The organism is Legionella qingyii, from assembly GCF_003184185.1.
Genome location: NZ_QHJG01000026.1, coordinates 1 through 25,384, shown reverse-complemented (window position 1 = coordinate 25,384; position 25,384 = coordinate 1). Strand labels below are relative to the sequence as shown.

Genomic DNA, 25,384 nt, shown 5'->3' with positions numbered 1-25,384 from the left:
CATGTAACAATCGGTGCTTAATCATCCTTATTCAAATGATTAATGGTAGTTAGTGAAGTCTACGTAAAAAATAATTTACTAATCAATTTATCTTTCACATTCTTAAACTTTCATTTATCCAATAATCCAATCTTATTTCTCTTTATGAAACACGTCTCAAGGTCTACCTTGAGACGTGTTTAGGAACATGTTTTTTTAATTACAAGAATATGTTTTTTCAACATCGGTAAAGGTTGTTGAATCCGTCGTGGAAAGGAGGTCAAAGAACATTTGCTGGATGGGAAGGGGCGGATCAAGCTTCCTCTTGTCCAACCCCTTTTTTGCCATGTTTCTCACATCCGCAGTTATGGCATTAGTATTAATATATTCTAGTTGACTTAGCATGAGCTGTTGTCTCTTTTTATCGTATTTATCCCAGTCATTGAACTTTTCCGTCAAATTAGCAGCTAAAGTTGGATTGATTTTTTCCAGTTTTAGGATCGCACCAACAATTAATTGATAACCTTTTCCTGATATAGCATGGAAGCCATATGGATTTTTAATAAAGGTGCCTAATAGAGCACTTACCTTGTTGGGATTAGACAAATCAAAAGCAGGATGGAGCATTAATTGTTCCACTAAGCCTACAACATTCTCTGAATGGGCTGCTGCTTGAATATTAAACCAATAATTAACAGCGCTTGGGTCATGTTGCCAGTACTCATAAAAGTATTCTAAAAGCTTATTTGATTGGCTGCTGTTATTATTCAACAATAAGCTGAGCGCATAGATGCAATTTGTCATATTTTTGCTTAGTGAATTATTGAATTGCTTAATTAATGCTTGTTCGGTTTTTTCTGGTTCTATCGCCAGTAAATAAGAATGACAAACATATTTTAAACGTCGGGCTCCAGCACTTAGGATATCAAATGATTTAAAAGGTGAGTCTTGAGATACAGGTAACGTGCGGAGTTTATTTTGCAATCGTAATATATCCTCCTTTATTTCTTTTACAAGTTGGCTTTGAATTAGTTGGCGTGCTTCAGCTATTTTTTCGAAATCCTGACTCTGCATGCTGGAAAATAAGACTTCATCGGGAGGGATCGCTATTAGTTCAGCCAGTAACCAATAGTTTAAGGAGCTATTATTCTCACTGAGTATATTTCGATAAGTATTGATAAACTCGGGAGTAAGTGTAAGCGTCTTTCCAGAACAGTAGTCACTAACCATCCGGGTTATGAGTTTATTCGCCGCTTCGCAACGATTATATATGTTAGTATCATGTTGCATTAGGCGAAGTAGTTGTTCTGAGCTGTATGCAAACTCGAGATTTACAGGAGCAGAAAAACTGCGCAACAAAGATGGGGTAGGATGAGCCTTAATGTTCTCAAACTGAAACTCCATTTCAGGTTTATCAACCAGGATCATTGTGTCGCATTGAATTTCCTTGCCTGCATTATTGAGTAATCCAACAACAATTGGTATTGGCCTTCCATTTCCATCTTTGGTTTTAAATTTTAAAGTATATCGTTTTGAGTCTACATCATATTCATCCGTGACGGTTACTTGTGGAATGCCTGATGCAGTAAACCAAGATAAGAAAGGATGCATATTTTTCCCAGTTGATTTACTTAATGCTTCCAATACATCTTCCAGAGTTACTGCGCCACCATCATTATCTTTTAGAAATTGGGTCATTCCTTTATAGAAAGCTTTTTCACCCAAGAAAAGCATCATCATACGAAAAATATCGGCACTCTTTTCATATGCTGCAGGGGTATAAAGGCTTCTAACATTCGTGTAGGTATCTTGTCGTGGAGCGCGCTCATCAAGGTTTTTTCCGTCTAACATCCGAATTAAATCAGTACCAAACAAACGTTCACGAAACATAGCAGCCCTAAAAGTAGTCAATCCTTCTTTAAAAGGTAAATTGAACCACTCGCGAATAGTCACTCGATCACCTGACCAATAATGATAGTATTCATGGGCAACAACTTCTAATACTCGTAAAAAATCTGCATCCGTACGCGCTTCAGGTGTAGCAAATAAATTTGCGGTATTAAATAAATTTAAACCTGTCGGCTCAGAAGCCCCCGATGCATACTTATCGACACCAGCTACCATATGTTGTGGTAGTTCACATTCCAAATCAAAGATTTCTTCTTCCCAGCGCATTGCTTCTTTTAATACTTCTTTAGCAAAATCACATTTTGCTGTTGCATCAGGAGGGACATAAAATTCAATTGGTAGTTCACGCCCAGAACGTGTTTTGAAATAAGTCACTGATTTCTGCAGTTTCCCTGCAACTAATGCAAAAAGATAACTGGGCTTAGGAACTTCATCCAACCAGGTTACAGAGTGTAGTTCTTCATCTAGCTCCTTCTGTTCAATGAGCGAACCATTGGAAAGCAACACAGGATAGTCTTTTTTCTTAGCAATAATTGTTGTTTTGTAAGTGGCTAAATTATCAGGCCGGTCATGACAATAAAGGACCCGGCGCAGTCCTTCAGTTTCTGCTTTTACCAGAATGGTTCCTTCTGTTTCGTATAAACCAAATAAGTCCGTATTTTCACCCAAACGAGTTATTGTTTCGAGCGTAAAGGAGCGATCTTGAGGAACATTTTTGATAATCAGAGATTCTTCTGTGATTTCGTACTCTTCTTGAGACAGCTTTTTACCATCGAGCAAGATCGATTCTAGAACCATATTTTTACCATCTAACTCTAAATCTACAGAATAGGATTTGGATTTTGGATTAGGCTCAATAGTTAACTGCGCTTTTGATTGCACAGGCTTTTTGGAGAGATCAAGCTTCAAATCTATGTGCTTTACCAGATAATCAAGAATCTTATAATCGCTTAGCCTAAATATCCCAGAATGGTTCTTCATGAAAACTCCCTTATTCATGGTATGATTAAGAAGCAACAATATAAGATCAAAATGTTAATTTCAACAGAAATGATGACTTAGATGGTAAGCATTGTCTCCTGAGTATGTACTTCTTGGAGTTCATCTTTATCTTTTTTATCGCGTTGACTGAAGATTAGATCATGATTCGGTAATTTAGATTGAGTAAATGGATTATTTTCTGCATCCCAAGAGGGGAACGCTGTCATGTCATTAAAATAGCAAAGCATGTATTCTGAAATTTCAATTGGAAATTTAATTTTTTCAATGAATTTATTGAGTTCTTTGGTAATTTCTGCATGCAGTGGTTCAGAAATTTCTTTGGGCATTGGTCTATTGAAACGTGAATAAGCTAATGTAATATGAAGAACTCGAGGTACTGTATCTTCGATGTTTAGGGATGTGGCTATAGTCTTAATTTGTGTTTCTTGCTCTTTTGGCAAAGATAAAGAGAGTGAAATGGTTCTACCTATACTGATTTCCATTTTTTCAATTGAAGGATAAATAGCGTTTTTCTCTAGCGTCTGCTTGATCCTTTTATAATGAGGCAAATTATTATAAATAAATTGATTCCATGAACTTCCTATTTGTTGTTCTGTTTCCAGACTCATTGTAGTCATATGATAACTTTGAGCAGGAAGTGGTAAATAATGATTCACGATCAGTGGGTTACTCACTAAAAGCTTATAAAGAGTTTCACAAAATTCCTTTTGTTTGGGATAGCAGGCAGATACTACTGTAACTCCTGGAAAAGGTGCATATTCACCACGTTCATTAACTTTACTTAATTGTCTAGAGTGCGCATTTTCGTTTTTTAATGTAAACATTTTATAAGCCAAGAACTGAAATCAAACTAAGAATATCATGAGTTAATAGTGATACAAAAGGAAGAGATATATTTAATCTATAATGACTATATGTGAAGGAGAATTTGGCAATTCGTTTTTTGATAATTTATGAATACCAGGCTCAGAGAGTAATTATGAAATCAAAAAAAGTGGAAGATGCTCAAGAATTAGAACAGAAAAGACTTGATGCGCTCCAATCATTGAAAATTATGGATACACTACCAGAGGAGAGTTATGAGCGATTGGTACGTCTTGCGATTGATTTATTCAATATCCCAATTTGTTACATCGCATTTCTAGATGAAGAAAGACAATGGTTTAAAGCACGACATGGTTTAAAAGAAAAACAAACGCCTCGATGCATTTCTTTTTGCAATGTGACAATAAAAAAAAATGAACCACTAATCATTAACGATGCACTTCTTGATGAACGATTCGTCAATAGTCCTTTGGTGCAACAAGAACCATTTATTCGTTTTTATGCAGGTATTCCTTTGACTGATCCCCAAGGTTATAACGTAGGCACTTTTTGTTTAGCAGATACGTCCCCTAAAGAGCTTAATTCAAAACAACGAGAGCTTTTATTAAATTTAGCCAATATAGCTAAAGATGAGTTAATTCTACGTAAAACGAATTTATTGTTACAAAAAGTAAAGAATCAACTTGAAGTACGTAATAAATTGATTCACAAGGTATTCAGTTTTTATATGTCCGATGAGGTAGTCAATACAATACTTAAATCACCTCATCAGCAAAAATTAGGTGGCTATGAAAGTAAAATAACAATCATGTTTAGTGATTTAAGAAATTTTACTCCATTATCTGAATCCATACCTGCGGAAACGCTAGTGTCTCTTTTAAACACCTACTTCAGTAAAATGGTTCCTGTTATAGAAAATCATCAAGGAATCGTTGATGCATTTATTGGTGATGCAATTATGGTTATTTTTGGTGCCCCATCTTTTTCAGGGGATGACTCACTCCGTGCAATAGCTTGTGCTCTAGAAATGCAAAAAATGTTAAAAAAATTGAATCGTGCCAACAGTAAGATTAATTTACCGCACTTAGAGATGGGGATAGGAATTAATACAGGGATTGCCGTAGTCGGGAATATAGGTTCCAAGAGGCGAATGCAATACAGTGCTATAGGATCCGCAGTCAACGTATCATCTCGAATTCAAGATCTAAGTCTTGGTGGACAAATATTGATTTCTGAATCCACATACAAAGAAGTTGCACAACACATTGAAATTAATGGACATCTTCGTGTAAAAGTGAAAGGAATCCAATCGCCCATTACTATCTATGATGTATCAGGTTTAAAATCCAAGAATCTAAAAGCTAAAGAACAAAAATAATGATCCATTTTTAAAAGTGGTTTTCAGATAAAATACTGAAAACCACACATTAACATAGCCCATTATTTAGAATTTATGGGCCTTGCTACTTAGTTCTTCTGACAAACCATTTGGAGTAATTACCCATGGTTTTATTTTGGAATGTTTGATTGGCAATCCACCTTTATTCAAGACCTCGCTAACAAGAGAAGTGCAATTATGTACTTTGCTATTATCTGTTTGCTTCTCAGATATTCTGCGATGCATTTCAATATCAATAGGATCTTGGGAGATGAATGCAGAACTGTCCTTAAAAAAACCAACTAAATTCACATTCGGAAATAGCTGATAGCCCATTTCACCAGTAGTCACCTTTTTATGAGATTCCTTTAAGTGATCACTCATTGCAGAAGTATTCAGGGCTTTAAAATGATAAATGTGATCTGGTGGTAAGGGTTTTGCTTCTTTATCAGGTTTTACTTTTATGGGGCCATCCATATCGGTAATAGCCACAGCATGTTCTGAAGCACCTAATGTTTCCATATCCTGAGATAAATTTGTTGCGATGTGTGCTGGTAAGGGTAAGACTGATGTTAATCCTGCGGATGGAATATCATTCGGATGAATACTGGCATATTCACCAGGATCTTCTTCTTGCATTTTGGGTTTAGACCCACCTATTTGAACTGCAGCATGGCCAACTTTATCTGCTGTCATGTTCCAAATAAATACCCAAGTATCTTTTGTAGATTCAGTGGATTTTGTTTTATTTAATGAAGGATTCGTTGAATAGGGGATATCAGAGGTATTTTTAAGAGTTGAATCTGAAGCGGCATTAATTCCATTATTCTTTTTAGTCTTTAGAAATGAAAACATAAGCAATCCTTTTATAATTAAATAAAGTTTCAACGTGCGAATTATAATCAACTATTTAATTTTTTATCAAATGGTGGTAATTATTGTACGCTTTACCTAATCATATTAAGCAAGGCGTACATTGGTTCGGTTATTTTTTGAGTGAACTGCCATGTTGCATGCCAAATTGTTTCATAAAATCTTCTTTTTCCATTTTTACGAAGCCGTGATTTTCCAACTCGCTAGTAAAAAACGTTGGTATTTTAGGATTTTTAAAATCTTTATAACCCGCTTTACGTAATACATGTGTTACAGAACTAGCGCAATTATCTACACGTGGCCCTTTTTTAATTTCTGGATGGTTGTTATCAAATACATGGATGCCACACATGTCTTCAGGTGGATGAGAGCCTGTCTTCTGTAGATGTTGTTCTATAGTTAGCTGTGCGCCTTTACATCCTAATGCCAGTTTATTGATACCATTTGCTATTGGATTGTCTTTCGCAAACACAGAGTACATTCGACGTCCATCTTGTACCTCTTTACTAAACTTTTTATGTCCATTTTTTGCACCTTTAAAGGTCTCTTTAGGTACTGAAGTAACTAATACATGGTCAGCCTCATGTACATCTTGCATATGATCTGGAGCTAGTTGTCCTTTTACAGGTACGGAGCCAAAAGTCATTCCATTCAAAATACTACCGAATGGGCCTGGATAAAAGCTTGTATGATAAACTTTAGTTTTGCCTTCTTTCTTCTTAATCAGCATCGCTGATACATGCCCTGGCCCATTTTCCTGATTTGTATCTTTTACACAAACACCAATTTGGTATTCAGCTTCTGACTTAGATTGCATTTTATCACCTCAAATTACGAGGCATCCATACCCAATTAAACCCCTTGCCTGATTAATAATTATACAGATAGATCATTAACAAAGTATTAATAAGGTGAAATGCATACTGAATCAGTTATTGATGTGCTAGGAATTTTGATAAACATGTAGACCAGTTATGTAAATAAATTGATGCCCATGTTTACATATAATACAAATGATTTATTATGCTCTTACTTAGTAATAAAGTTAAAGATTGACTATGCGAAACAAGATCGAGCCTGAAAAAACGTTAATTTTTCATGAAATGGGTCATAATTCTGATGGCGAAAAAGCAGGTGCTTCTATTGAAGTTTTTTTAAAAGAGGGACTTCTATCAAAATCTATATTAAGAGCAACTGGAAGGTTGCCAAAGGAAAAAAATCTTTATGAAATAGGAATAGAAAATAGAGCGAAATGGATACAACAAAGAAGAGAAGAACTCAAAGATAATGTTGAACTATTGGCAACGATTCTTGCATTTGATGAGGAATCTGATTGGATAAATGAAGCAGCTCTTTTCTATAGACCTAATATGCCAGGGCATAGGGAAGAAAATGTATTTTTTGGTTATTTAGAACACCCATCGTCTCACTGTGATTGGGTGGCTATAGAGGCACCAGAATCTACTTTATTACATGATGCTTCTTGTCGGGACAGGGGGAATTCTGCGGAATGGATTAGAACAGCCATAACAATAGATAAATTTAGGGAGTATCGAAAAGAAGATAAAATGCCGCCAGAATGGGGATCTATTTACAATGAAACGTTAATTAAAGATAAAGTATCTCCTGATAAAATCATCGCTTACGCTAAATTAGAAAAAGAGTTAGTCAGTAGTACCAAATTAAGCAATGAAGAGTTAAATGACATTCAAGAGTTTATAAACGATAAATTAATATTTGCGACACATTTTGAAAACAAAAAAGATAATATCTTGTTACATGAAAAAGATGACAAATATCAAATTAGAGTGTCTATAAACAAGGCAAAAATAAGGGGTAAAGAAGAAAAGTTATCTGATTTTTTTAAGAGTTTTAATTCAATGAACGAGCTAATTGAAGAAGCTAAGAAACATCAGAAACCAAAAAATATAGAAGTAACTTTAAATTTAAAAAATAGACTACAAGAGATAAAACAAAGCTTTGAATATGATGACTGTAATTTTCCAAGAACGCTCAAACGATAAAACCTTCATCGGAATCAGTCATCGAGAACCAACATCATTTAATTCCATTTAAATGCAATAGGTAGGTTTTATAGAATGCATCTTGTCATTCCATTAGTTTGAGTTAGATAGTATAAACTCATGGGCGGTTTGCAACTGAATCAGAAATAAAAGACTAATTAAGCTTCATGGATAGAGTGTCCAGTTCCTCATGAATTGCTTTTTTTGCTAGCAAGACCTTGGTATAGTTGAGTGTATCACCTAAGGCTTTATCAAAAGCATCTTCATTTCCATTCAATAATAGACTTGTTGCATTAATTTGTTCAAACCCATTAATAAAGGTGAATTTCTCGCGCACTTGAGCTATCTCTAATACACCTAAAAATTCATTGAAAACATGGCCGCCACTATTGAATAATAGAATTGACATAAAACATTTCAAAAAATTAGCAAATTTTTCTTCAGTATCAAAAACCTGCTTGTTTTCGTCCTGTAATTTTATCATCAGACGTAATTGGCATAGTGTTGTTCCTGATATAGAACAGGAAAATGGATGAACTAATTTAGAAAAATTCAGGACAGGCCACGCAGCTTCTGGATCATAGGTATTTTGATCCGAGGGTTTTACAAAAGAAAATCCCGATTCTGCATAAGCAATATCATTGCGAGGCATCGGCATGCTGGTTTTCATCAAGCCAAAATGATTTGAAAAAAACGGTGATTTTTCAGATAGATAGGCTGAAGTAGGTGAGAGGGGCTTATCTTTAACTACTCGACCTCTATTCTGCTCTGAGAAAAATCCTGTTCCATATAGGTTAACAGGAACTTCAGGGTTTCTCGCATGCAACACACCGATCCAAGATGCCCGGAGAATTAATAATACTTTTTCTTTTTGCTCCTTGGATAAGCGCTGATAATTTTCATGATGCTGCACTTTTTGGAATGCATCCATATATTCAGTAGCAAAACCATCTATTTTGGGAGAAATCTTACCGTCTATAAAATCGTTAAATTTATTTCGACTTACTTCAGGTAATGTATCATAAAGTACTTTATTATATTGTAAAATATCATCTTTCTTCATTTGGTCTAAGGAGATTAATAGCGTTTCAAATGCCAAATGGGTTTCAAAATATCGTCGGGATGCATCTTCATCGATGTCTTTTTTACTGTAAGAGATTTTATATTTGTATGTTAATTGACTCTCTTTGAACAATTGTTCAATATAGTCTAAATCTGTTGAAGAAACCACGCCTTGAATATAAAATTGCTTCAAAGTGGTGCAAGTGGATTTGTCTTCTTTGTATTTATCAATTAATAACAATAACGCTTGTCCAAAAGATATTTTAGCCATAATAAAAGCTGTAATGAAAAATCAAACTGCTAATAGTATAAATATTTTTCATTAAGGAATAATTAAGGTCATAAGCGATATTTTTTAATCCTACATTAAGTAATTATGAAATCACTATTAGAAACAGGCAGTAACACTTTTTTTGTACTCAATTCGCAACTTCAAAAAATCGCTTTGAAAACTACAGCGATTGATGAGAACAAGGTTAGTATAAATCGAACAAATAAACTATTTGGCAGTTTTGGTGAAACACTGGTTATTTTTCATGAGGCAGGCTCTGCATTAGGTCAATTTATTATTAATTTCCAAAACGAATTGCTCAATCATTTCCCCAAAGCAATTCAAAATCTGGAAGCTCAACAATTCATCAGTGAGAATAACGAACGCATAGGACCAACTTCCTTTGCTCCGATTACTAATCTCCATACTACTATCGCCGCACTAAGAGTGATTGATTCATATGATGAAAACAGCTGGAACAATTGCCTGATGCAATCCTATTTGTATGCGAAATTAACACAATATCAACCAGAAATGGAAGAAATTGAAATCATTGAACTGAGCAAAATTATGCTTCTTGATAACATGGATTTAGATAAAGTTCTCAATACGTTAGCGCCAACTCTTTCAAGAAAAATATTAGGAATAGAGGACGAGGCTACTGATATTCTTCATTTTGTCAAAATCCAATGCCATACATCATTACTTAGTGACACGGTAGAGCAATCGTTAGTCGCTCAAATCCAAAAAAAACCTATCGTTGAATTGGAGTTGGAATCCATATCATTAAATACAAATGGAAGCTTAGGAATAAGGTGGAAATTAAATGAACAAATTATGGATTTACGAGGAGCCCTTAGTCAAATAGGTGGAATTGCCAAGCATGGTGCCCAGGTGCTCACGACTACTATAGGATATTTCCCTTATTGCTCTGAGCATTGTCGCGATGAAATAAAACAAGTTCTTCAAGAAATCATTTCGAAAGTTGAGTCCGCTGAAAATTGCCCCCCTAAATTTCTTCTAAATTTAACGGACCTACAATTGGTTCAGTTTTCACGAAATGATTTACATCAAAATTTTATTAAAAAAACATTATTTCTCGATCAACAACATATTTCAAACATGATCCAGCAGCAAGAGTTTCCTGGTAAACGGTTGTCTCATTAAAAATCATTGACATTTTGTTAAATAATTGCTTATTTGTCCAATTTTCTACAGTCGAGATGTACTAAGCCTCCAACATGACCTGGACATAAAAATATTCAGTATACAGTGCGACACACTAAAATTGTCCCAATGAAATTTGTAGAACTCTGGGATAATTAAAAACTAATGGAAATTTCCAGAGTTCCAAGCTTGGACCTCGTCCAGGAGATTTTTTCTAAGAAGTGTTATGACTCTTGGCTTGGGCTATCGCTCTTTAATGTGTTTTACTCTGCACGAGCATTTTATTAGTTAATGCTATTGCCAGGGCTGAAACAAGTAAGGTTAAATGTATTATTACTTGCCACATTACCGAGTAATTACTCAGTTTGTTCGGATCAATAAACGTTCTTAATAAGTGAATTGATGAGATACCGATTAATGAAAGAGCAAGCTTTATTTTCATAGCCCCTGCATCGAGATGATCGAGCCACTCTGGTTGATCAGGGTGAGATTCAAGGGCAAGATGAGAAACAAAGGTTTCATATCCCCCCATAACAACCATAATCAGTAGATTTGCAATCATTACTACGTCAATTAGATCTAATACCCCAAGCATAATGAGTGTATCATCAAAACTATTAAGGTGGGTTATTAATTCAAAGAGCTCATGAACAAAACGATAAACATACGCAGCCAGTATTAAAATAAGTCCTAAATAGAGCGGAAGTTGCAGCCATCTACCCATAAAAATAAACTTGCTAATGCCTTTTTTGAAATTATTCATAAAAATTTACACCATTTACATATTAAAAATTCTTTTTATCCAATCATATTGAATGGTACTTGTGTCCTGATTTATCTAATTCCCTAAATCTAAAATAGATTTATTTAAAATGTAATAAAATCTACTTTATTTTGAGTTCCATGTTTAAAAAATTAGCTAAACAATTAACTTATAATTGTAGCCTGAGCCAGCGTAGCGGAACCCGGTTTTGTATCACAGATTTTTCGGGTTACTGCTCTCCTTCAATTAGGCTACAATTGAACTTTATTACTCGAACAATTCAAGTATTACGGTGCTTCTGTAATTGTAATCACAGAAGAAACACCTTGGGCTTTGGTATTAGGATTATACATTGCTTCGGCGTATGCAGGTGGAACAATGTATTTTCCTATATTCACAGCCTTGATTTTATAAACAATTTCTTTAGCAGCAGACTCAACACCACCAAAAAAATTCACTCTATCTTCACGTACGTCAACATAATCCATTGTATTATTATTTTTTACAGAGTCATTAACCACTTCAAATCCGCCAGGTAATAGGTCCTCAATCGCGATATTGGATAAATAATCGCTACCTAATGCACGAATTTGAATATGTACTTCAATTTCACTCCCTAGGGTTGTTGAACTAATCACATTTCCTTTGGCATCTTTATATTCTCGGAAGATTTCCAAGCCCTGTTTTAATGGAGCATTCGGAATAACTCGATTAAAACCTGATTGCATGAGCTGATAGAAAAATGTTTTCTTGTCAGGATTGTTAAAGCGAATTTTTTGGACATCAGATTCAATATCAATTTTTTGATAGTCCACATTCGCAGCAGGGATATTAACCTCTTTATTATTGTCCATGATTTTTGTCATTGATAAAGCAGGTGCCTGATCATTTGATAAAGCTGGATGATACGCCCCTAAAGCCAAGCTCGTAAAACCAGATAAAACCGTATTGATTTCATCATTATTGATCGCTTGAATTAAGCGCTTAACCAGTCCATCTCCAACTTGTGGTAATAAATTAGGAAAATGTTTGGCTACAAGATATAAATACTGAGCATCAGCAATTGCACTGCTATAAAAATCAGTAATATAGGCTTGATTATTTTGTGGCTTGTACAAACCAATTAATTGATTTGCTTCATCATGGCTTTGCAGCAATTGATATGAAGCAGCAATATAGGCTGTTGAAATATCTGTTTGCCAAGCCTTTGTTTGATCTTTTTCCAGATACAATTGCAAGTTAGCCAGATAATTGGTAGTTACTATTTCATTACGAGTTAAAATGTAAATGGCATAGGCTTGAATTCTTGCTGCATCCATATCTGTTACATTTTGACTTGCCAAGGTTTTAAGGTAATTAATCCCATTAAAGAAAAGGTCACTAGGAATATTAAATCCTTGGGTTTTCGCTTCAGTCAGAAAGTGCATTGCATAAACTGAGGAAAAATCATTACCCTGATTGTCACCCAGTCCTGGCCAATAACTAAATCCGCCATTAGACATCTGCCTTTGGCTTAACATTTGAATTGTAGCGTTTACTTTTTCATTAACTTGTTTTGCTTCGCCACCAAATCCAGTTTGATTATTCATTGCTAATAATGGAAGGGCTTTACTTGTTAATTGCTCTGTACAACCATAAGGATAATTATCCAGGTAACGTTGTAAACCAAATACCAAAATCATGGGGCTAGTAGAAGCAGTTGCATTTGCTTTGCGATATTCAGGATATAATGTTTGCATAACATCCAAAGTTTTTTGGGCATCTGTTGATTTACCACTATTGATGTAAGTACTAAGCGGTGTAGCAGGTCTGACACTAAGCGTCGCACTCATAGTACTGGACTTGTCGCCCATGCTTGCTTTAAAGCTCAACTTGGCGTCACCTAAAAGTGATTTGGCTTTTAATTTAAAATGAACAGTTTGTTCATGGCCTTCCGCAATTTCTAATGTTTGTGTCGGAGAGCCAATTACTTCGATTTCAGGTGAAGCAATCAAATCTACATTAACGAGAGCGTGCTCTCCAGAACCTTTAATGTTATTTGCAATTGATGAAGAGATTTCAAACTCATCACCCGGTGCCACAAAAGTTGGAACATTGGGATTAATAATAAAATCTCCGCGAATTTCGGCAGAGGTCTCTTGTGAACCGACTGAGTCAGATGATACCGCTACTGCCATGACTCGTAATGTTCCATTAAAGTAGTCGGGAACTTGATACACTAACTGATGGGCACTTGAATCAGTATCAACAATCCCTGACCAATAAGCTACGGGTAGATCAGTTTTTCGTTTGAAAGGATTTAGACGACTTGCCATACCTTCTTCACCATTGTCACCGCCAACAGCAGAAAGCTCACGATCCTGAATGAATTTGGGCATGATTTGATCCACTGTTTGTTGGGTCAAAACTTCAAGAGCATGCTTTTGGAAGAAAAATGATAAAGGATCCGGAGTCTCATAGCGTGCTACTTGTAAAATACCTTCATCAACAGCAAACACAATAATTTTTCCTGGTTTATCTGTGTGATAATCAATAGTGAATGGTTCACCAGGACGTGCTACGGCGGCGGTTTGCAGATCAATTTTTACATCGTGAGTCTCATGATTGACAGTGAAAGGGGCAACGCTATAGCTGAGTGGGCTAATGAAGAGTTCAGGTGAGCTCCAATCGCGTATAAAGGCGACATTAATATATCCATCTCCTTGAAAATCAGCAGGGATGTGAATGGTTTGCACTGAATTTGTTGTATCTGTTTTAAACCATTGAGCTGCATAAACCTTATCACGTTCTATAGTAATTAAGCCAGAGCCAGTATAGGGTGCGGTGATTTGAATCTCAATGTCCTCATTGGCTTGATACTCAGTTTTATTGAGTTTGATTGATAATTCGGCATTTTTAGCTAGAGGCTGTTGACTGGCACCTACCACACTGAATTTTAACTGATTAAGTACAGTATTATCTTTTCCAAGAATGCTTAAGGAAAAATCGCCAATTTGTTGTGTGGGTAGAGGATAATCAGCTCCTTGAGCAGAGATATTAAATGGGGTGGTGCTGACAACTGTAGATTGAATAACCGATTGATATTGATAAGTACCATCAGCTTTTTTAACTAGAGTTGTAACTGGATGTAAAGAAACCAGTTGTATCTTTAAGTCTTTAATTTCTTCTTTATTTAATTGGGGGTTAATCGCAATATAATTAACGCTTCTGGTGCTATTTTGCTTAATAAAAGATAAGTCACCATCCGGTTTGTATCCAACAAAATAGGGTAGAGGACTAATCAATGTTTTAGTTTGGCTTGTTACACTACGACCGCCTTCCGATTCAAAACCTTCGGCAAAAAATGTTAATTGATAAGTCGCTTTTTCAAAACGGTCAAGATTCAAATCAAATTCTGCTTCACCTTTATTGTTTGTTTTACCGTCATTTAATGTTTCAGTGAACACCTTAGGTGGTTTTTGGGGATCTAGTAAAGGATCAATAAAGACGTAATCGGGATATTTATCAAATTCAACTTTTTGAGGAACTAATAAAATTTTAGCGCTGATTTTTCGGTCAGTAGCAGGGGCGCCATATAAATTCCAAAGAGTTACCTCTCCTTTTAATCCCGAAGGAGAACTCCACCCAGCTGATGGCTTTGGAGAGAGACTAGTAGAAATTCGCATTCTATCTGGTAAAAATTCGGAAATACGAATACTTGTAGAACCAAGTAAGTTTTGTGGGTATCCATCTTTAACTAGATACAAATTAACCATGTACTCGCCGGTGGGCGAGCTTGCATTTGTTGTGAAATCCAGATCCATATACCCCAAATCATTAAGGGTAATTTTTTCATCTTTAATTGTAGTTCCTCTTGAATCAACTACAGTTGCTTGTAGTGGTAACCCTCCAGGTTGCGGTTGAGCATAAGCTTGCTTGACTATCATACCAATATGAACTGTATCCCCTGGTCTGTAGATCCCTCTATCAGAAAAAAGATAAGCACTTAAGCTGTGTAATTCTTGATTATTAGTATAAAGACCACCAATATCGAATTTAGAGAAATTTAATTGTCTATTCGCATTGTTGAATGGAATAAATGAAACATCATTATTTAATTGAGCCAAATATACAGTAGGTTCTCTATCATCTACAAAGTCTTTTAAAGGCGGAAAATTCACTCGACCTTGTGCATCACTGACGCGGGATAGAATAGGCAAGCCATTTTTACCTAAAACAGTTACTGTTGCATTAGCAACTGGGGTTCCTTGCGTTATGGAATCAACAAAAACGTCATGGCTGCCATCTTGATTGTCTTTTACCAACAATGCCAGATCAGTAATTAAAATCATACGGCTTGCTTTTACATCCAATGCAGTTTTATTTGTAGTATCCCATCCAGTGGCTTGTAACAAAAATAATCCTTGAGGACCCAGTGTATTCGTATTCATTGTTAAATACTTACTGAAGTCAAGCGCGGTATACTGTTGCTTTGCTAAATCTGAAATATCAAATTCTTGAATTTCTGAAGATATTTGACTGATATTTTGTTGATTAAATGTAGGATTAATAAAATATGGATTGTTAAAATCGCCCTGGGTTTGAGTGACTAATTGGTTAATATTTTCTGGCAATACGCGTGCGAAATCAAACTTTACCGCAGGCACACCTCGGACCAATACTGATAGTTTTTTCTCCCCACTTAAAGCAAGAAGCGAACCTTTGTGCAGGAAACTGATCTCTTTAGGTATTGTAGGAACAGGGATGATCGCTGCATACTCATTTCCTAACGTAAAATTACCAAAGCTCCGCATTCCTTTATCTATTTTAATATAGATATATTGGGGGGTATCGGCCTTAAATTTGAAACTATGCAAGGTAGAGTAGTTTTGCTCTGTAGGTATCTCTTCTTTGGCTAAAGGCTTAGCTAGAGCCAGGACCGCTTTGGTCACTTCCCCTGGATTTTGCCATTGATAATTCTCTTTAGCCGCTTCAGCGACTGTTGCAGGACGATCTTTAGGTAATAAATAAATATGAACTGATTTATTAAACTCATTTTCATTTATACCCAGTGAGGTTTCAACATTCAGTACTTGCTCAGGTCTGTCTTTATCGTTACGGATAATAGATGCCGAAGCAGAAAGAACTTTAAGAAAATCTTGGGCACTAGGGATCAGGAGATTTTGCGATAATTCATTTTGCAATTGGGCAGAATCAGTAGATGAAGTCACATTTTTGTTTAAGGTTAAGCGTAAAAACCGTGCTACATTGTCTATTTTTATTGTTTCTGAATGTAAATAGGCTACACGCTTATTTTTATCATATGTAAAAGTAACAGAAAGTTTTTCGGCCGCAGGTCCTGATTTCGTTTGATACACCAATGAAGCGTTTTTTTCCAAACTTTTAGGATTAACTGGAAAATTAAATTCTATAGTAGCTACGGCATTTCTAATTTCAGCATGTACTGGATCTTGATACAGTTTAAATTCAGTTATTTTTCCGTTAAAAGAATGAGTAGAAAAGGCATACTCATGGCGTTCCATAATTGCACTGGATGTAAAAAAGTCAGGGGCAAAACGTATTGTAAATTTTTGTCCTGCGGGCCAATATTCCGAGGGGGTAAAAACTAATTGACTGTCGGTATTCCATGTCCATGTTCCAGGCATTTGGGGAGTCATTTCTATGCCTTCAGTGACAGTTTTTCCAACCTGGCTAAGCGGTGCTACTGATTGATTAATAAATCCGTTATTTTTTATTCCAAAATCAATAATCAAGTTGTTAGCAACTAATTGTTCTTCAGTATTTGGTGTTATGTCTGGAACTGTAATTTGCGCAGTGGTATAAATAGGTTTTGGTAAATTTTTATACCAATGTATTGAATAGCCAGCAATAATTAAAATGAGCACTATTAAAAGGCTACTTCCCCAAAACATTTTTGGAGATGATTTTGATTTATAGCACAAGTACTTCATCCACGGTGGGCTACGCCAGTTTAATTTGCCAAATACAGATGATAATGCATTTAGTATTATAGTTAGCGGATTTTTATTCATCATTTATTCCAAGTGGTGAATTGTGCCAAAAAATTTTGCACATATTTTATTCTATTTAGGGCATAATAGCGACTATGAACAAAATATTTAAAAAACTTAGCATAATATTTGTTGCGATATTTGTCAGCGTCTATTTGCTATTATTTTTTCTGCCAAAACCTACTTTGTTAGACGACGTAAGTTTTTCTAAAGCGGTTTATGATGACAATCATAAGTTATTGAGATTGACATTAAGCCAAGATGAGAAATATCGATTGTTTACACCTTTATCGCATATATCAAATCAGCTGATCGAAGCTACCTTATTACAAGAGGATCAATATTTCTATTGGCATTATGGCGTTAATCCTTGGGCAACAATAAAAGCCATATGGCAAACGTATGGCGCACAATCGCGTAGGATAGGTGCTTCTACAATTACCATGCAAGTTGCTCGGATGCGTTATGGCATGAATTCAAAAAAAATATCAGGGAAATTATTGCAGATCATCCGTGCCATACAAATTGAAATGCACTACAGCAAAAAAGAAATTTTGGAAGCCTATTTAAATTTGGCACCTTATGGTGGAAATGTTGAAGGAGTAGGGGCAGCAAGTTTGGTATATTTTGGAACATCTGTTAATCAAATTACTTTGCCGCAATCCTTAACTTTAAGCATTATTCCGCAAAATCCTGGTAAAAGGACACCTAATAATAAGGAATTAAAAAAAATTAGAGAGCATTTATTAGGACGATGGTTAAATAAACATCCGGAAGATCATAATAAAAAGGGCATGTTTGCCTTACCTTTGGTGATGCAAAATACACATATGCTCCCTTTTAGGGCACCACATTTTGTAAATGAGATTTTGTATGATCCAGCAACTAAACAGCAAAGTATTGATACCACTTTGGATTATCGTAGCCAAATGATTATCGAACGTATTACGCATCATTATCTCGCCAGAAAAAGGGGGATTGGTGTAAATAATGCAGCTGTTTTACTCGTTGACACCCGAGATATGGGCATTAAAGGTATGTTGGGTTCGGCTGATTTTTTTAATCCTGGCATTAGCGGACAAATTAATGGTACAGAAACAAAACGGTCGCCTGGATCCACACTAAAGCCATTTATCTATGGGTTGGCTTTGGATCAAGGCTTAATTCACCCAGATACAGTTTTAAAAGATGTTCCGCATAGTTTTAATGGTTATAACCCAGAGAACTTTGATTATGATTTTATGGGGCCTATTAAAGCTAAGGATGCTTTAGTTTTGAGTCGTAATATTCCTGCAATTTATCTTGCCAATCAATTATCTAATCCGACATTACATCAATTATTGGAAAAGGCTCAAATCAGTCAATTACGTTCTGAATCCTACTATGGTCTATCACTGAGTTTAGGTGGTGTGGAATTAACGATGAAAGAGCTTGTCAGTTTATATGCCATGTTAGCTAATGATGGACTTTGGTATCCAATTCGCGCATTTAAAAATGAAGCGAAGCCCAAAGGGGTGCGTTTGCTTAGCCCAGAGGCAAGCTATCTAGTATTAGATATGCTTAAAAATACTCCACGTCTGGATGATGTTTCCAGGGCTTGGTCTCGTTTGCCGATTTCCTGGAAAACTGGAACTTCATCAGGTTATCGCGATGCGTGGGCAGTAGGAGTATTCGGCCCTTATGTATTAGCAGTCTGGGTGGGAAATTTTGACAATAAAGCCAATCCAGCATTTATTGGTAAAGATATCGCTGCTCCCTTGTTTTTTGAATTAGTTGATGCATTAAAACATGAACATGGGCCCATACATGCTTTAGAAAAACATCCAGAACAGATGAATCTGAAAAAAGTAGAAGTATGCAAGGCCTCAGGAATGCTTCCTACTCGTTATTGCAAAGATACTGAGTGGAGCTGGTTTATTCCTGGAAAATCTCCAATAAAAACAGATACAATTTATCGAGAGGTTGCTATTAATAGCAAGACAGGTTTGCGTACTTGTCACATTGATGAACATACGCGCTTTGAAATTTTTGAGTTTTGGCCTTCAGACTTACTGAGTATTTTTAAGCGAGCTGGAATACAAAGACATATTCCACCATTTTTTGAGTCTGATTGTAACTTATCTGGAAACTCTGGTATTAATCCGCACATTACTTCGCCACAAAACGGTATCAGCTATATTATTCGGGCTGATTCGCAGCAAAATAATACCATTCCTCTTACTGCCGTAACTGATGCAGGCATTGCTAATGTCTATTGGTTTATTAATGAGACATTTATTGCAAAAACTAAAGCAGGAGAGTCGTACTTATGGAACGCAAAACCAGGAAAATTTGTTGTCAGAATAGTAGATGATCATGGCCTATCTGATGCACGTGATATTTATGTTCAATTGGATAGTTAATTAAGCTTATATAAGCATAGTTGTAACGCAGCGGAACCTACGATTTTGATTTGATGAAAATGAATTAGGCTCTGTTGACAATTGCTTCATTAACCTACGTCCTGCTCTTTATGCGCGTAATCCAAGTAAAGGCAGCATTAAACAATAGCTACATTTTAGTGTGTCTCTGTATAGAGCACGCGCATAAAGCAGGCGGAATTAAATGAAATATCAACAGACTCTAGTTTTATAAAAAAACATTTACATGAGACAAAAATTTACACATAATTGATTCTTTTTTTTCAATTACAGAATGAAACGATTTTTTAAAACTCTTAAGCAACAAATTTCTTTTGAAGAATATTTGCGAAATACTTTGATTATAGCCAAGCGAATTGTTTCAGATTCCGGTAAACAACGTTATAGCAGTGCTCAATTAGAATTGGCACTTGTCGCTTTTGCGGATCTTACAACATTAAAACAAGAAATGGATGATGATATTGAGGTAGAGTTTCCCGAACTAGAGTGTGATTGGATTGTTGGTTTTGACTGGCTTGACCTTTCTGTAAGCTTTGGTGATGAAGATGCTATTGAATATTTTAAAAGTAATATGCAAAGAATAGATTTTTCAACCCAGTACGAAAAATATAAAAAAAAATATCGCCCAGATTGTGCTTTACAACTTTATGAAGAAAACGGTAATGCCCTAGAGTTCTAGATACAATTTACCAGGCCTAACTAGAAAGGACTAGGATTAATTCAAAGCACTGCTATGCTAACCTAAGCTGTGATTGTATTCTTTTTTAATAATTACAATTTCCGGTATATCCCATTATTAAAAATCAGGTAGTTATCACCGTACATACTAAGCAGATATAAACAGTTCCAAATAATATGCATGGTCATTGATTTCAAGAAAATCCAATGTGTTGCAGTTAAGGTCAAATTGAGGTAGATTTTGGCAAAAACTTATCATGATGACATAAATTATGTTTTTAAAACGATTTCCTGAAAATTCACTTATTAAAAAAATTAAAATTAGCGGTCCTTTTATTAGCATTTATGTACCTGAAGCTCAATTAGAAAATTTTCAAAAAAAATATGAACAGCTATTAAGTCGATACTCAGTTTTATCGATTGGCGAAGGAATGATGCACGATTTTGCTCATTATACTCATAACAAAAGCCTCTCATTTCTTTTCGCAAAAAAATCAAACAAAGAGCAGAATGAACATTTTCATTTCATTTTACCTGCAACAGCTACTGAAGCTAACTTAACAACATTTTTAAACTTTTTTGAAGATAAAGACTTAAGTAAAGAACAAAAACAACAACTCTTAAAAGAGTTTAAGGAGCACTCCAATACAGTGACTCTAGAAACATTATCAGAGCAAATTAAATCTTATAAGTATATCATATCCGCTTTGTTAAAACGGGACTATTACCTTTCAAAAATAATGCCATTAATTACTGAAATGGTTAATAACTTAGAGCCTTATTTGAGTGGTAATCCAGATGAGTCTGTTGATATATCTCCATCGATTATGATCAAGGTGGGTGAGCATCAAGTATCTGCTTGTGATGCTTACAATAATCTTACTGCATTTTTAACCCACGTAGGATTTTTATCATCCTTTGAACAGATTATTGACCAATTAAATAAAGGTGGGAAAGAAGCAGCTACAACTGAGACAATAAATAAACTAAATGCACTCTTCCATTCTGCATCTACAACTCCATTCCCTAATTTTAGTACATCACCTTATCTACTCAATGAATTGGTAGCACATTTCCCCTTCATTGATGGGAATTTAAATAATCTATACGAAATGCTTAAACAACAATTCGCAAGTCAGTTAGAAACAGAAGAGCTTATTTTTGTCCCACAAATAACTAATCTTCCTCCTGAGGATATTTCCTATAATGAAGCAATACTTTTCTTAAGTAAGCAGGGAAATATGGGATTAAAAATCATGGAAGCTATGGCTCGCTTGCAAGAAGGAAAAAGGAGTTCGAATCCTTATTGGATTAACAGTGGTACAAAACTTCAGGGTATAGTTGATGCCGTATTAAATCTTAAAAATAGAGAAGAAGTCCTAGGAAAAATAGTTCAAAATCCCGAGTCCGAGCTTTACTTGGCGCTTAATAAGCCCCGTCTTTTACCTTTAACTTTCTTAGGAAGTTTTTCTGTTAACAAATCAAAATCAATGATGAAAGTTGAGGCTGAAATTTCAAGTTCACTTACATGCTAATAAGCATGAAAATGGACATAGTAGCTTGCTAGATTTTGGATAATTGGATAATTCACAGTTGGCAGCTATGCACATTATTAGATATTAGAGAGTTGATGATACGTAGAATAGAGAATATATAAGACAGCTACTAATGAAATAAACAAACTCCCATAATAAAATAATTCATTATCCCTAGGAAAATGAATCACTTCCATAACTTTTTAATCGACATTGAAGAGGCTCCTCATCTTTATTTTTAATGAGAAAATATTAGCCTATAGGCTACCATATATCGAAAAATGGATAGCCATGTTGGAGATTTGATCTAAGGAATAGATTTTCTGCTGAAGCAATCATGTGATTGTCTTCGATACTTGCAATCCATGATAGTTCAGCAATGTTTGAACGTATTTATTGACTAATTGTAGGCAAGTATTCAATTGAAGTAGCTTTGGTCATATCAATTGAAACTTCTAAAGAATCACTAAACTCTTCTTTAAACTCGTCTGATTCTAAGTAAAGAGACAACATATTTTTAAATGCAGTTAAAGCAATTTCCAGTTCTTTAGGATCCCATTTAATCGCAAATTGATTTGTGGGTTCCGACTTTGATTTGGCAATGAGATCAAACATTAGACCTGGTTTTGGGCCTCGCAAAGGAACACCAGCAATAAATTCATGCTCAGGATCGCCTCTGCCCCAAAGATGAAGATGGAGCATACCTGGCTCCTCTTCATTTCCAATAATAGTTTCGCGTGTTTTCTCGTCAAAGGAGTGTGAATTGTTACCAAGCTGAGCAAATTGGGGGATAAGTCCCATTTTTTCATAGACTCGTTCCATCATTGCAGTCACTTCATTTAATCCTCTTTCTTCAGCAACTGTATATGGACGATTCAGCGCCGAAGGAATATCCGAGTTACTGTCATTCAGATATCTTATTATGGACCTGTATCCTCTGCAGTCAGTAGGATTTAAAATAATTGAGTAATTGTATTTACCTTTTAACTTTACGTGCGCAATTGATGTTCCCGCTTTAGTGTAATCTATAGCCCAATGATCTTTCGGATAGTTATATTTAAAGAATTTAATTGAGTTAAGATAACTGCTACGTGCATCTGCAACAATTATTTTTTCATGCATGTTGTTTTCCCTTAAATTAAGTAAACTGACATTGGCAGCTGATAGCGAAGGAAAAATAAATAAACCGATGTGAAGAAATAGTTTTAATAAAATAATTTTACTTACACGTTGAGATATTAATGCCATTTTTTATCCTATTTCAATATAAATCATCTAAGTAACTTACTGCTTAATATTTTGCTCTCTTCCGGGCTTTCTAACTGGACATCGCTCTTATTTGCAGACACCACAGGAGAAAAGAATGTAACTAACTCTTTTTTTAAATGCTGTTTGCTTGCTAAAACCTGGGCATAAATCGAAGTATCATTCATTGCATACTCAAGAAATGCTCCGACATCGGGATCAAATCTGAAATATTTGGTTAAATCCAGAGTAACATTATTTTCCTTAAAAACCTCTTGGATCACTGGGTCATGTAAAACATCTATAACTTCAAGCATGCTATGATATCCACGCTTTGTGTATACTGCCACTAATTGCACCAAAAATAGATTAATATCCTGACTTAAATTTGGATCCTTTCGATTTGCTTGCATATAGTAATTGAGCATAAACACAATATTGCATGTATGTCCTGAGACTGAGCCCACATAGGCTGCACGAGAGCGGTTATTAGACCAAAACCACTGTGGCGGTTCTACTTCCTTCTTTGGTGAAACTTCACTGGAGTCAACCAACATATTACGCATAGGAACACGTTGTGCATCAAAGAACGTAGCCGAAGTTGAACGCATTACGCCACCGGAAGAATTCCAGGTATCTTCCCCAACTTTATCAGCAGAGGTCTCAAATTTTCTTTCTAATATTCCAGTTGATTTTGCTCTTGGAATTCGATCTCTTCTATGATAAACATGACACGCTTTCATAAACCGTTCTAGTTTTTCTGCATTGTATTTTTCTTTATCCTTATATCCGTTAGCAAAAATACTAATTTTTCTTTCCATTTCTATGGGAGAGTTTACAATACCTTCAGGACCAAGGAAAAAATATAATATCTTGTTCGTAGCATTTAGTGTTTGGAACCTTAACTTATTGTCATCAAATAAGTTGTTCAAAGGGCAATTTAGATTATTACTAAATATGGTTTCTTCCGAATGCGTTAATCCATTAATGTATTGCGCAAGGCGTGTTTCAAAAAAACGTCGTGTATCATTTCCTTGAGGATCACACATTCTAACTTCTTGACATATAGCGCGGATAAATTTCTCATATCCTAAAGGGAACTCTTTGGGTAAGGCTAGATGTTGAAAATGTTGTCCAATTGATTCAATACACGCTTCATAGTCAACAAATAAATAGTTAGCAGACAGCTTTTGTAAAAATTGTTTTGAAGCAAGATTATTTGATTTTAAGTAGCCGATCGTCAAGGTAATGAAAATTGATTGATCTATTTCTTTAGTTATAACCTGTAAATATTGTTTGTGAGTGATTAAGACCGGTATATAATTTTTATCACCAATAGAGGGTCTAAAACCAGGCAATAATGAATCAAAAGATAAATCTGTAAGTTGTGAAAGTACAGACATTCTGACTTGGACTTCAGTCTGCTCCAGAAGTCTTGGAAGTAATTCTTTCTTTGCACGCATGCTGAGGCAAATACCTGATTTATCATTTGATGATTCGGGTATTGATTGAAATACATTTAATAATAGAGAAATTAATGGCTTCACTTCTTCTTTAGCGAGCTCTTTTTGAACGAGCCCCAAAACAGGGGAGTTCAATATAGCGAGAGGGGCTTTATTATGCAAATCCAAAAGATTAGTATGGTGTTCAAAATATGAAATATCATAAAGAGCGATCTCTATCATGAGCTCTTTAAAGAGTGCTATATTTTTGCTCAAAATAGCTTTCAGAAACATAGCTTTCAAATGCTGCCTTCGATCTTTATCACTTTTGTTAATTTCATGGATTACAAAAGAGAATAATGTTTCAAGAGAAAAACTATTGGATTGAAGCGGAGTATTTTGCACTAATGCAGAAGACAGTATAGAAGAGGCACTGGCTTTATTTTGATTCTTTAAAAACTTGTCCTTCTGAAGGAGTTTTTCTTCAAGTTGAATTCTTGTTTTATCAGCGGGTTGTAGAATTAATTTACGAGTATTCTCAGATGCTTTTATAACTAAATTAGCTGTTTTATCTGAAGCAGAAACAACAAGATCTCTGGTTTCTTGAGCCGCTTTACTTACCAAGGCAATAATATCTTTATAGCTTAGCATGCCTGAAGGCCTCTCCACGTGTCATTGTTGCCTAATATACCTCGAAATAATTAAGGAAAAATTAAGAGAAATGTAAATCACCCCTGTTTACAGGGCGATTTCATCAAAGTTTAAAAACCAATCACTTTTCTTAAGTATTGAGTAGAAAGA

Annotated in this window: 15 protein-coding genes; 6 read left to right on the top strand and 9 right to left on the bottom strand. The window is 35.3% G+C overall.

The window, feature by feature from the left end; all coding sequences use genetic code 11:
- Positions 1-195 precede the first annotated feature (195 nt).
- Positions 196-2,868 carry an aminopeptidase N gene (gene pepN / locus DGG96_RS14710; protein ID WP_110143409.1) on the bottom strand — a complete coding sequence of 891 codons (2,673 nt, stop codon included), beginning with the start codon at positions 2,866-2,868 and terminating at the stop codon, positions 196-198.
- Positions 2,869-2,945: 77 nt separating this feature from the next.
- A complete protein-coding gene (locus DGG96_RS14705) occupies positions 2,946-3,713 on the bottom strand; it encodes a DUF1868 domain-containing protein (RefSeq protein ID WP_110143408.1) in 768 nt (255 codons plus the stop codon).
- A 155-nt stretch (positions 3,714-3,868) separates the two neighbouring features.
- Between DGG96_RS14705 and DGG96_RS14700 the strand changes: the two genes are divergently transcribed.
- A complete protein-coding gene (locus tag DGG96_RS14700) occupies positions 3,869-5,092 on the top strand; it encodes an adenylate/guanylate cyclase domain-containing protein (protein WP_110143442.1) in 1,224 nt (407 codons plus the stop codon).
- A 66-nt stretch (positions 5,093-5,158) separates the two neighbouring features.
- Here DGG96_RS14700 and DGG96_RS14695 read toward each other — a convergent pair whose 3' ends face one another.
- Positions 5,159-5,947: a hypothetical protein gene (locus DGG96_RS14695; RefSeq protein WP_110143407.1), complete on the bottom strand. Its 789-nt coding sequence runs from the start codon at positions 5,945-5,947 to the stop codon at positions 5,159-5,161.
- Positions 5,948-6,077: 130 nt separating this feature from the next.
- Positions 6,078-6,782 (bottom strand): hypothetical protein, encoded by a 705-nt coding sequence (locus DGG96_RS14690; protein WP_110143406.1) that lies wholly within the window; start codon positions 6,780-6,782, stop codon positions 6,078-6,080.
- A gap of 241 nt (positions 6,783-7,023) precedes the next feature.
- Here DGG96_RS14690 and DGG96_RS14685 point away from each other — a divergent pair, with 241 nt between their 5' ends.
- Positions 7,024-7,989 carry a hypothetical protein gene (locus tag DGG96_RS14685; RefSeq protein WP_110143405.1) on the top strand — a complete coding sequence of 322 codons (966 nt, stop codon included), beginning with the start codon at positions 7,024-7,026 and terminating at the stop codon, positions 7,987-7,989.
- 154 nt (positions 7,990-8,143) lie between these two features.
- On the opposite strand, the gene DGG96_RS14680 is transcribed toward DGG96_RS14685, so the two are convergent.
- On the bottom strand, positions 8,144-9,322 hold the full coding sequence (locus DGG96_RS14680) for a hypothetical protein (RefSeq protein ID WP_110143404.1): 1,179 nt from the start codon (positions 9,320-9,322) through the stop codon (positions 8,144-8,146).
- A 105-nt stretch (positions 9,323-9,427) separates the two neighbouring features.
- Between DGG96_RS14680 and DGG96_RS14675 the strand changes: the two genes are divergently transcribed.
- A complete protein-coding gene (locus tag DGG96_RS14675) occupies positions 9,428-10,489 on the top strand; it encodes a hypothetical protein (RefSeq protein WP_110143403.1) in 1,062 nt (353 codons plus the stop codon).
- A gap of 253 nt (positions 10,490-10,742) precedes the next feature.
- Here DGG96_RS14675 and DGG96_RS14670 read toward each other — a convergent pair whose 3' ends face one another.
- Complete coding sequence (locus DGG96_RS14670) at positions 10,743-11,252, bottom strand: TIGR00645 family protein (protein WP_110143402.1); 510 nt, start codon at positions 11,250-11,252, stop codon at positions 10,743-10,745.
- Positions 11,253-11,539: 287 nt separating this feature from the next.
- Positions 11,540-17,284 carry an alpha-2-macroglobulin gene (locus tag DGG96_RS14665; protein ID WP_110143401.1) on the bottom strand — a complete coding sequence of 1,915 codons (5,745 nt, stop codon included), beginning with the start codon at positions 17,282-17,284 and terminating at the stop codon, positions 11,540-11,542.
- A gap of 74 nt (positions 17,285-17,358) precedes the next feature.
- Between DGG96_RS14665 and pbpC the strand changes: the two genes are divergently transcribed.
- The 3 genes from pbpC (at position 17,359) to DGG96_RS14650 (ending at position 21,896) form a co-directional block, all read left to right on the top strand.
- Positions 17,359-19,665, top strand: coding sequence for a penicillin-binding protein 1C (gene pbpC / locus DGG96_RS14660; RefSeq protein WP_110143400.1), 2,307 nt, complete (start codon positions 17,359-17,361; stop codon positions 19,663-19,665).
- 292 nt (positions 19,666-19,957) lie between these two features.
- The gene (locus DGG96_RS14655) at positions 19,958-20,362 is read left to right on the top strand and encodes a hypothetical protein (RefSeq protein ID WP_110143399.1); all 405 of its coding nucleotides are present in this window, start codon (positions 19,958-19,960) and stop codon (positions 20,360-20,362) included.
- Between the two features lie 271 nt (positions 20,363-20,633).
- Positions 20,634-21,896: a hypothetical protein gene (locus tag DGG96_RS14650; protein ID WP_110143398.1), complete on the top strand. Its 1,263-nt coding sequence runs from the start codon at positions 20,634-20,636 to the stop codon at positions 21,894-21,896.
- Between the two features lie 393 nt (positions 21,897-22,289).
- Here the strand turns inward: DGG96_RS14650 and DGG96_RS14645 are convergent, their stop codons facing one another.
- Both DGG96_RS14645 and ceg14 read right to left on the bottom strand, forming a co-directional pair.
- Entirely contained in the window at positions 22,290-23,144 is an 855-nt protein-coding gene (locus DGG96_RS14645) for a hypothetical protein (RefSeq protein ID WP_110143397.1), read from the bottom strand.
- Between the two features lie 23 nt (positions 23,145-23,167).
- Positions 23,168-25,234: a Dot/Icm T4SS effector Ceg14/sidL gene (ceg14, locus tag DGG96_RS14640; protein WP_110143396.1), complete on the bottom strand. Its 2,067-nt coding sequence runs from the start codon at positions 25,232-25,234 to the stop codon at positions 23,168-23,170.
- Positions 25,235-25,384: the final 150 nt, after the last annotated feature.

Excerpts from the sequence above, each read along its gene's own strand:
- DGG96_RS14655 (WP_110143399.1), top strand. The coding sequence starts at position 19,958 with ATGAAACGATTTTTTAAAACTCTTAAGCAACAAATTTCTTTTGAAGAA.
- ceg14 (WP_110143396.1), bottom strand. The coding sequence starts at position 25,234 with ATGCTAAGCTATAAAGATATTATTGCCTTGGTAAGTAAAGCGGCTCAA.
- pepN (WP_110143409.1), bottom strand. The coding sequence starts at position 2,868 with ATGAAGAACCATTCTGGGATATTTAGGCTAAGCGATTATAAGATTCTT.
- DGG96_RS14695 (WP_110143407.1), bottom strand. The coding sequence starts at position 5,947 with ATGTTTTCATTTCTAAAGACTAAAAAGAATAATGGAATTAATGCCGCT.
- pbpC (WP_110143400.1), top strand. The coding sequence starts at position 17,359 with ATGAACAAAATATTTAAAAAACTTAGCATAATATTTGTTGCGATATTT.
- DGG96_RS14705 (WP_110143408.1), bottom strand. The coding sequence starts at position 3,713 with ATGTTTACATTAAAAAACGAAAATGCGCACTCTAGACAATTAAGTAAA.
- DGG96_RS14645 (WP_110143397.1), bottom strand. The coding sequence starts at position 23,144 with ATGGCATTAATATCTCAACGTGTAAGTAAAATTATTTTATTAAAACTA.
- DGG96_RS14685 (WP_110143405.1), top strand. The coding sequence starts at position 7,024 with ATGCGAAACAAGATCGAGCCTGAAAAAACGTTAATTTTTCATGAAATG.
- DGG96_RS14690 (WP_110143406.1), bottom strand. The coding sequence starts at position 6,782 with ATGCAATCTAAGTCAGAAGCTGAATACCAAATTGGTGTTTGTGTAAAA.
- DGG96_RS14675 (WP_110143403.1), top strand. The coding sequence starts at position 9,428 with ATGAAATCACTATTAGAAACAGGCAGTAACACTTTTTTTGTACTCAAT.
- DGG96_RS14680 (WP_110143404.1), bottom strand. The coding sequence starts at position 9,322 with ATGGCTAAAATATCTTTTGGACAAGCGTTATTGTTATTAATTGATAAA.
- DGG96_RS14665 (WP_110143401.1), bottom strand. The coding sequence starts at position 17,284 with ATGAATAAAAATCCGCTAACTATAATACTAAATGCATTATCATCTGTA.
- DGG96_RS14670 (WP_110143402.1), bottom strand. The coding sequence starts at position 11,252 with ATGAATAATTTCAAAAAAGGCATTAGCAAGTTTATTTTTATGGGTAGA.
- DGG96_RS14650 (WP_110143398.1), top strand. The coding sequence starts at position 20,634 with ATGTTTTTAAAACGATTTCCTGAAAATTCACTTATTAAAAAAATTAAA.
- DGG96_RS14700 (WP_110143442.1), top strand. The coding sequence starts at position 3,869 with ATGAAATCAAAAAAAGTGGAAGATGCTCAAGAATTAGAACAGAAAAGA.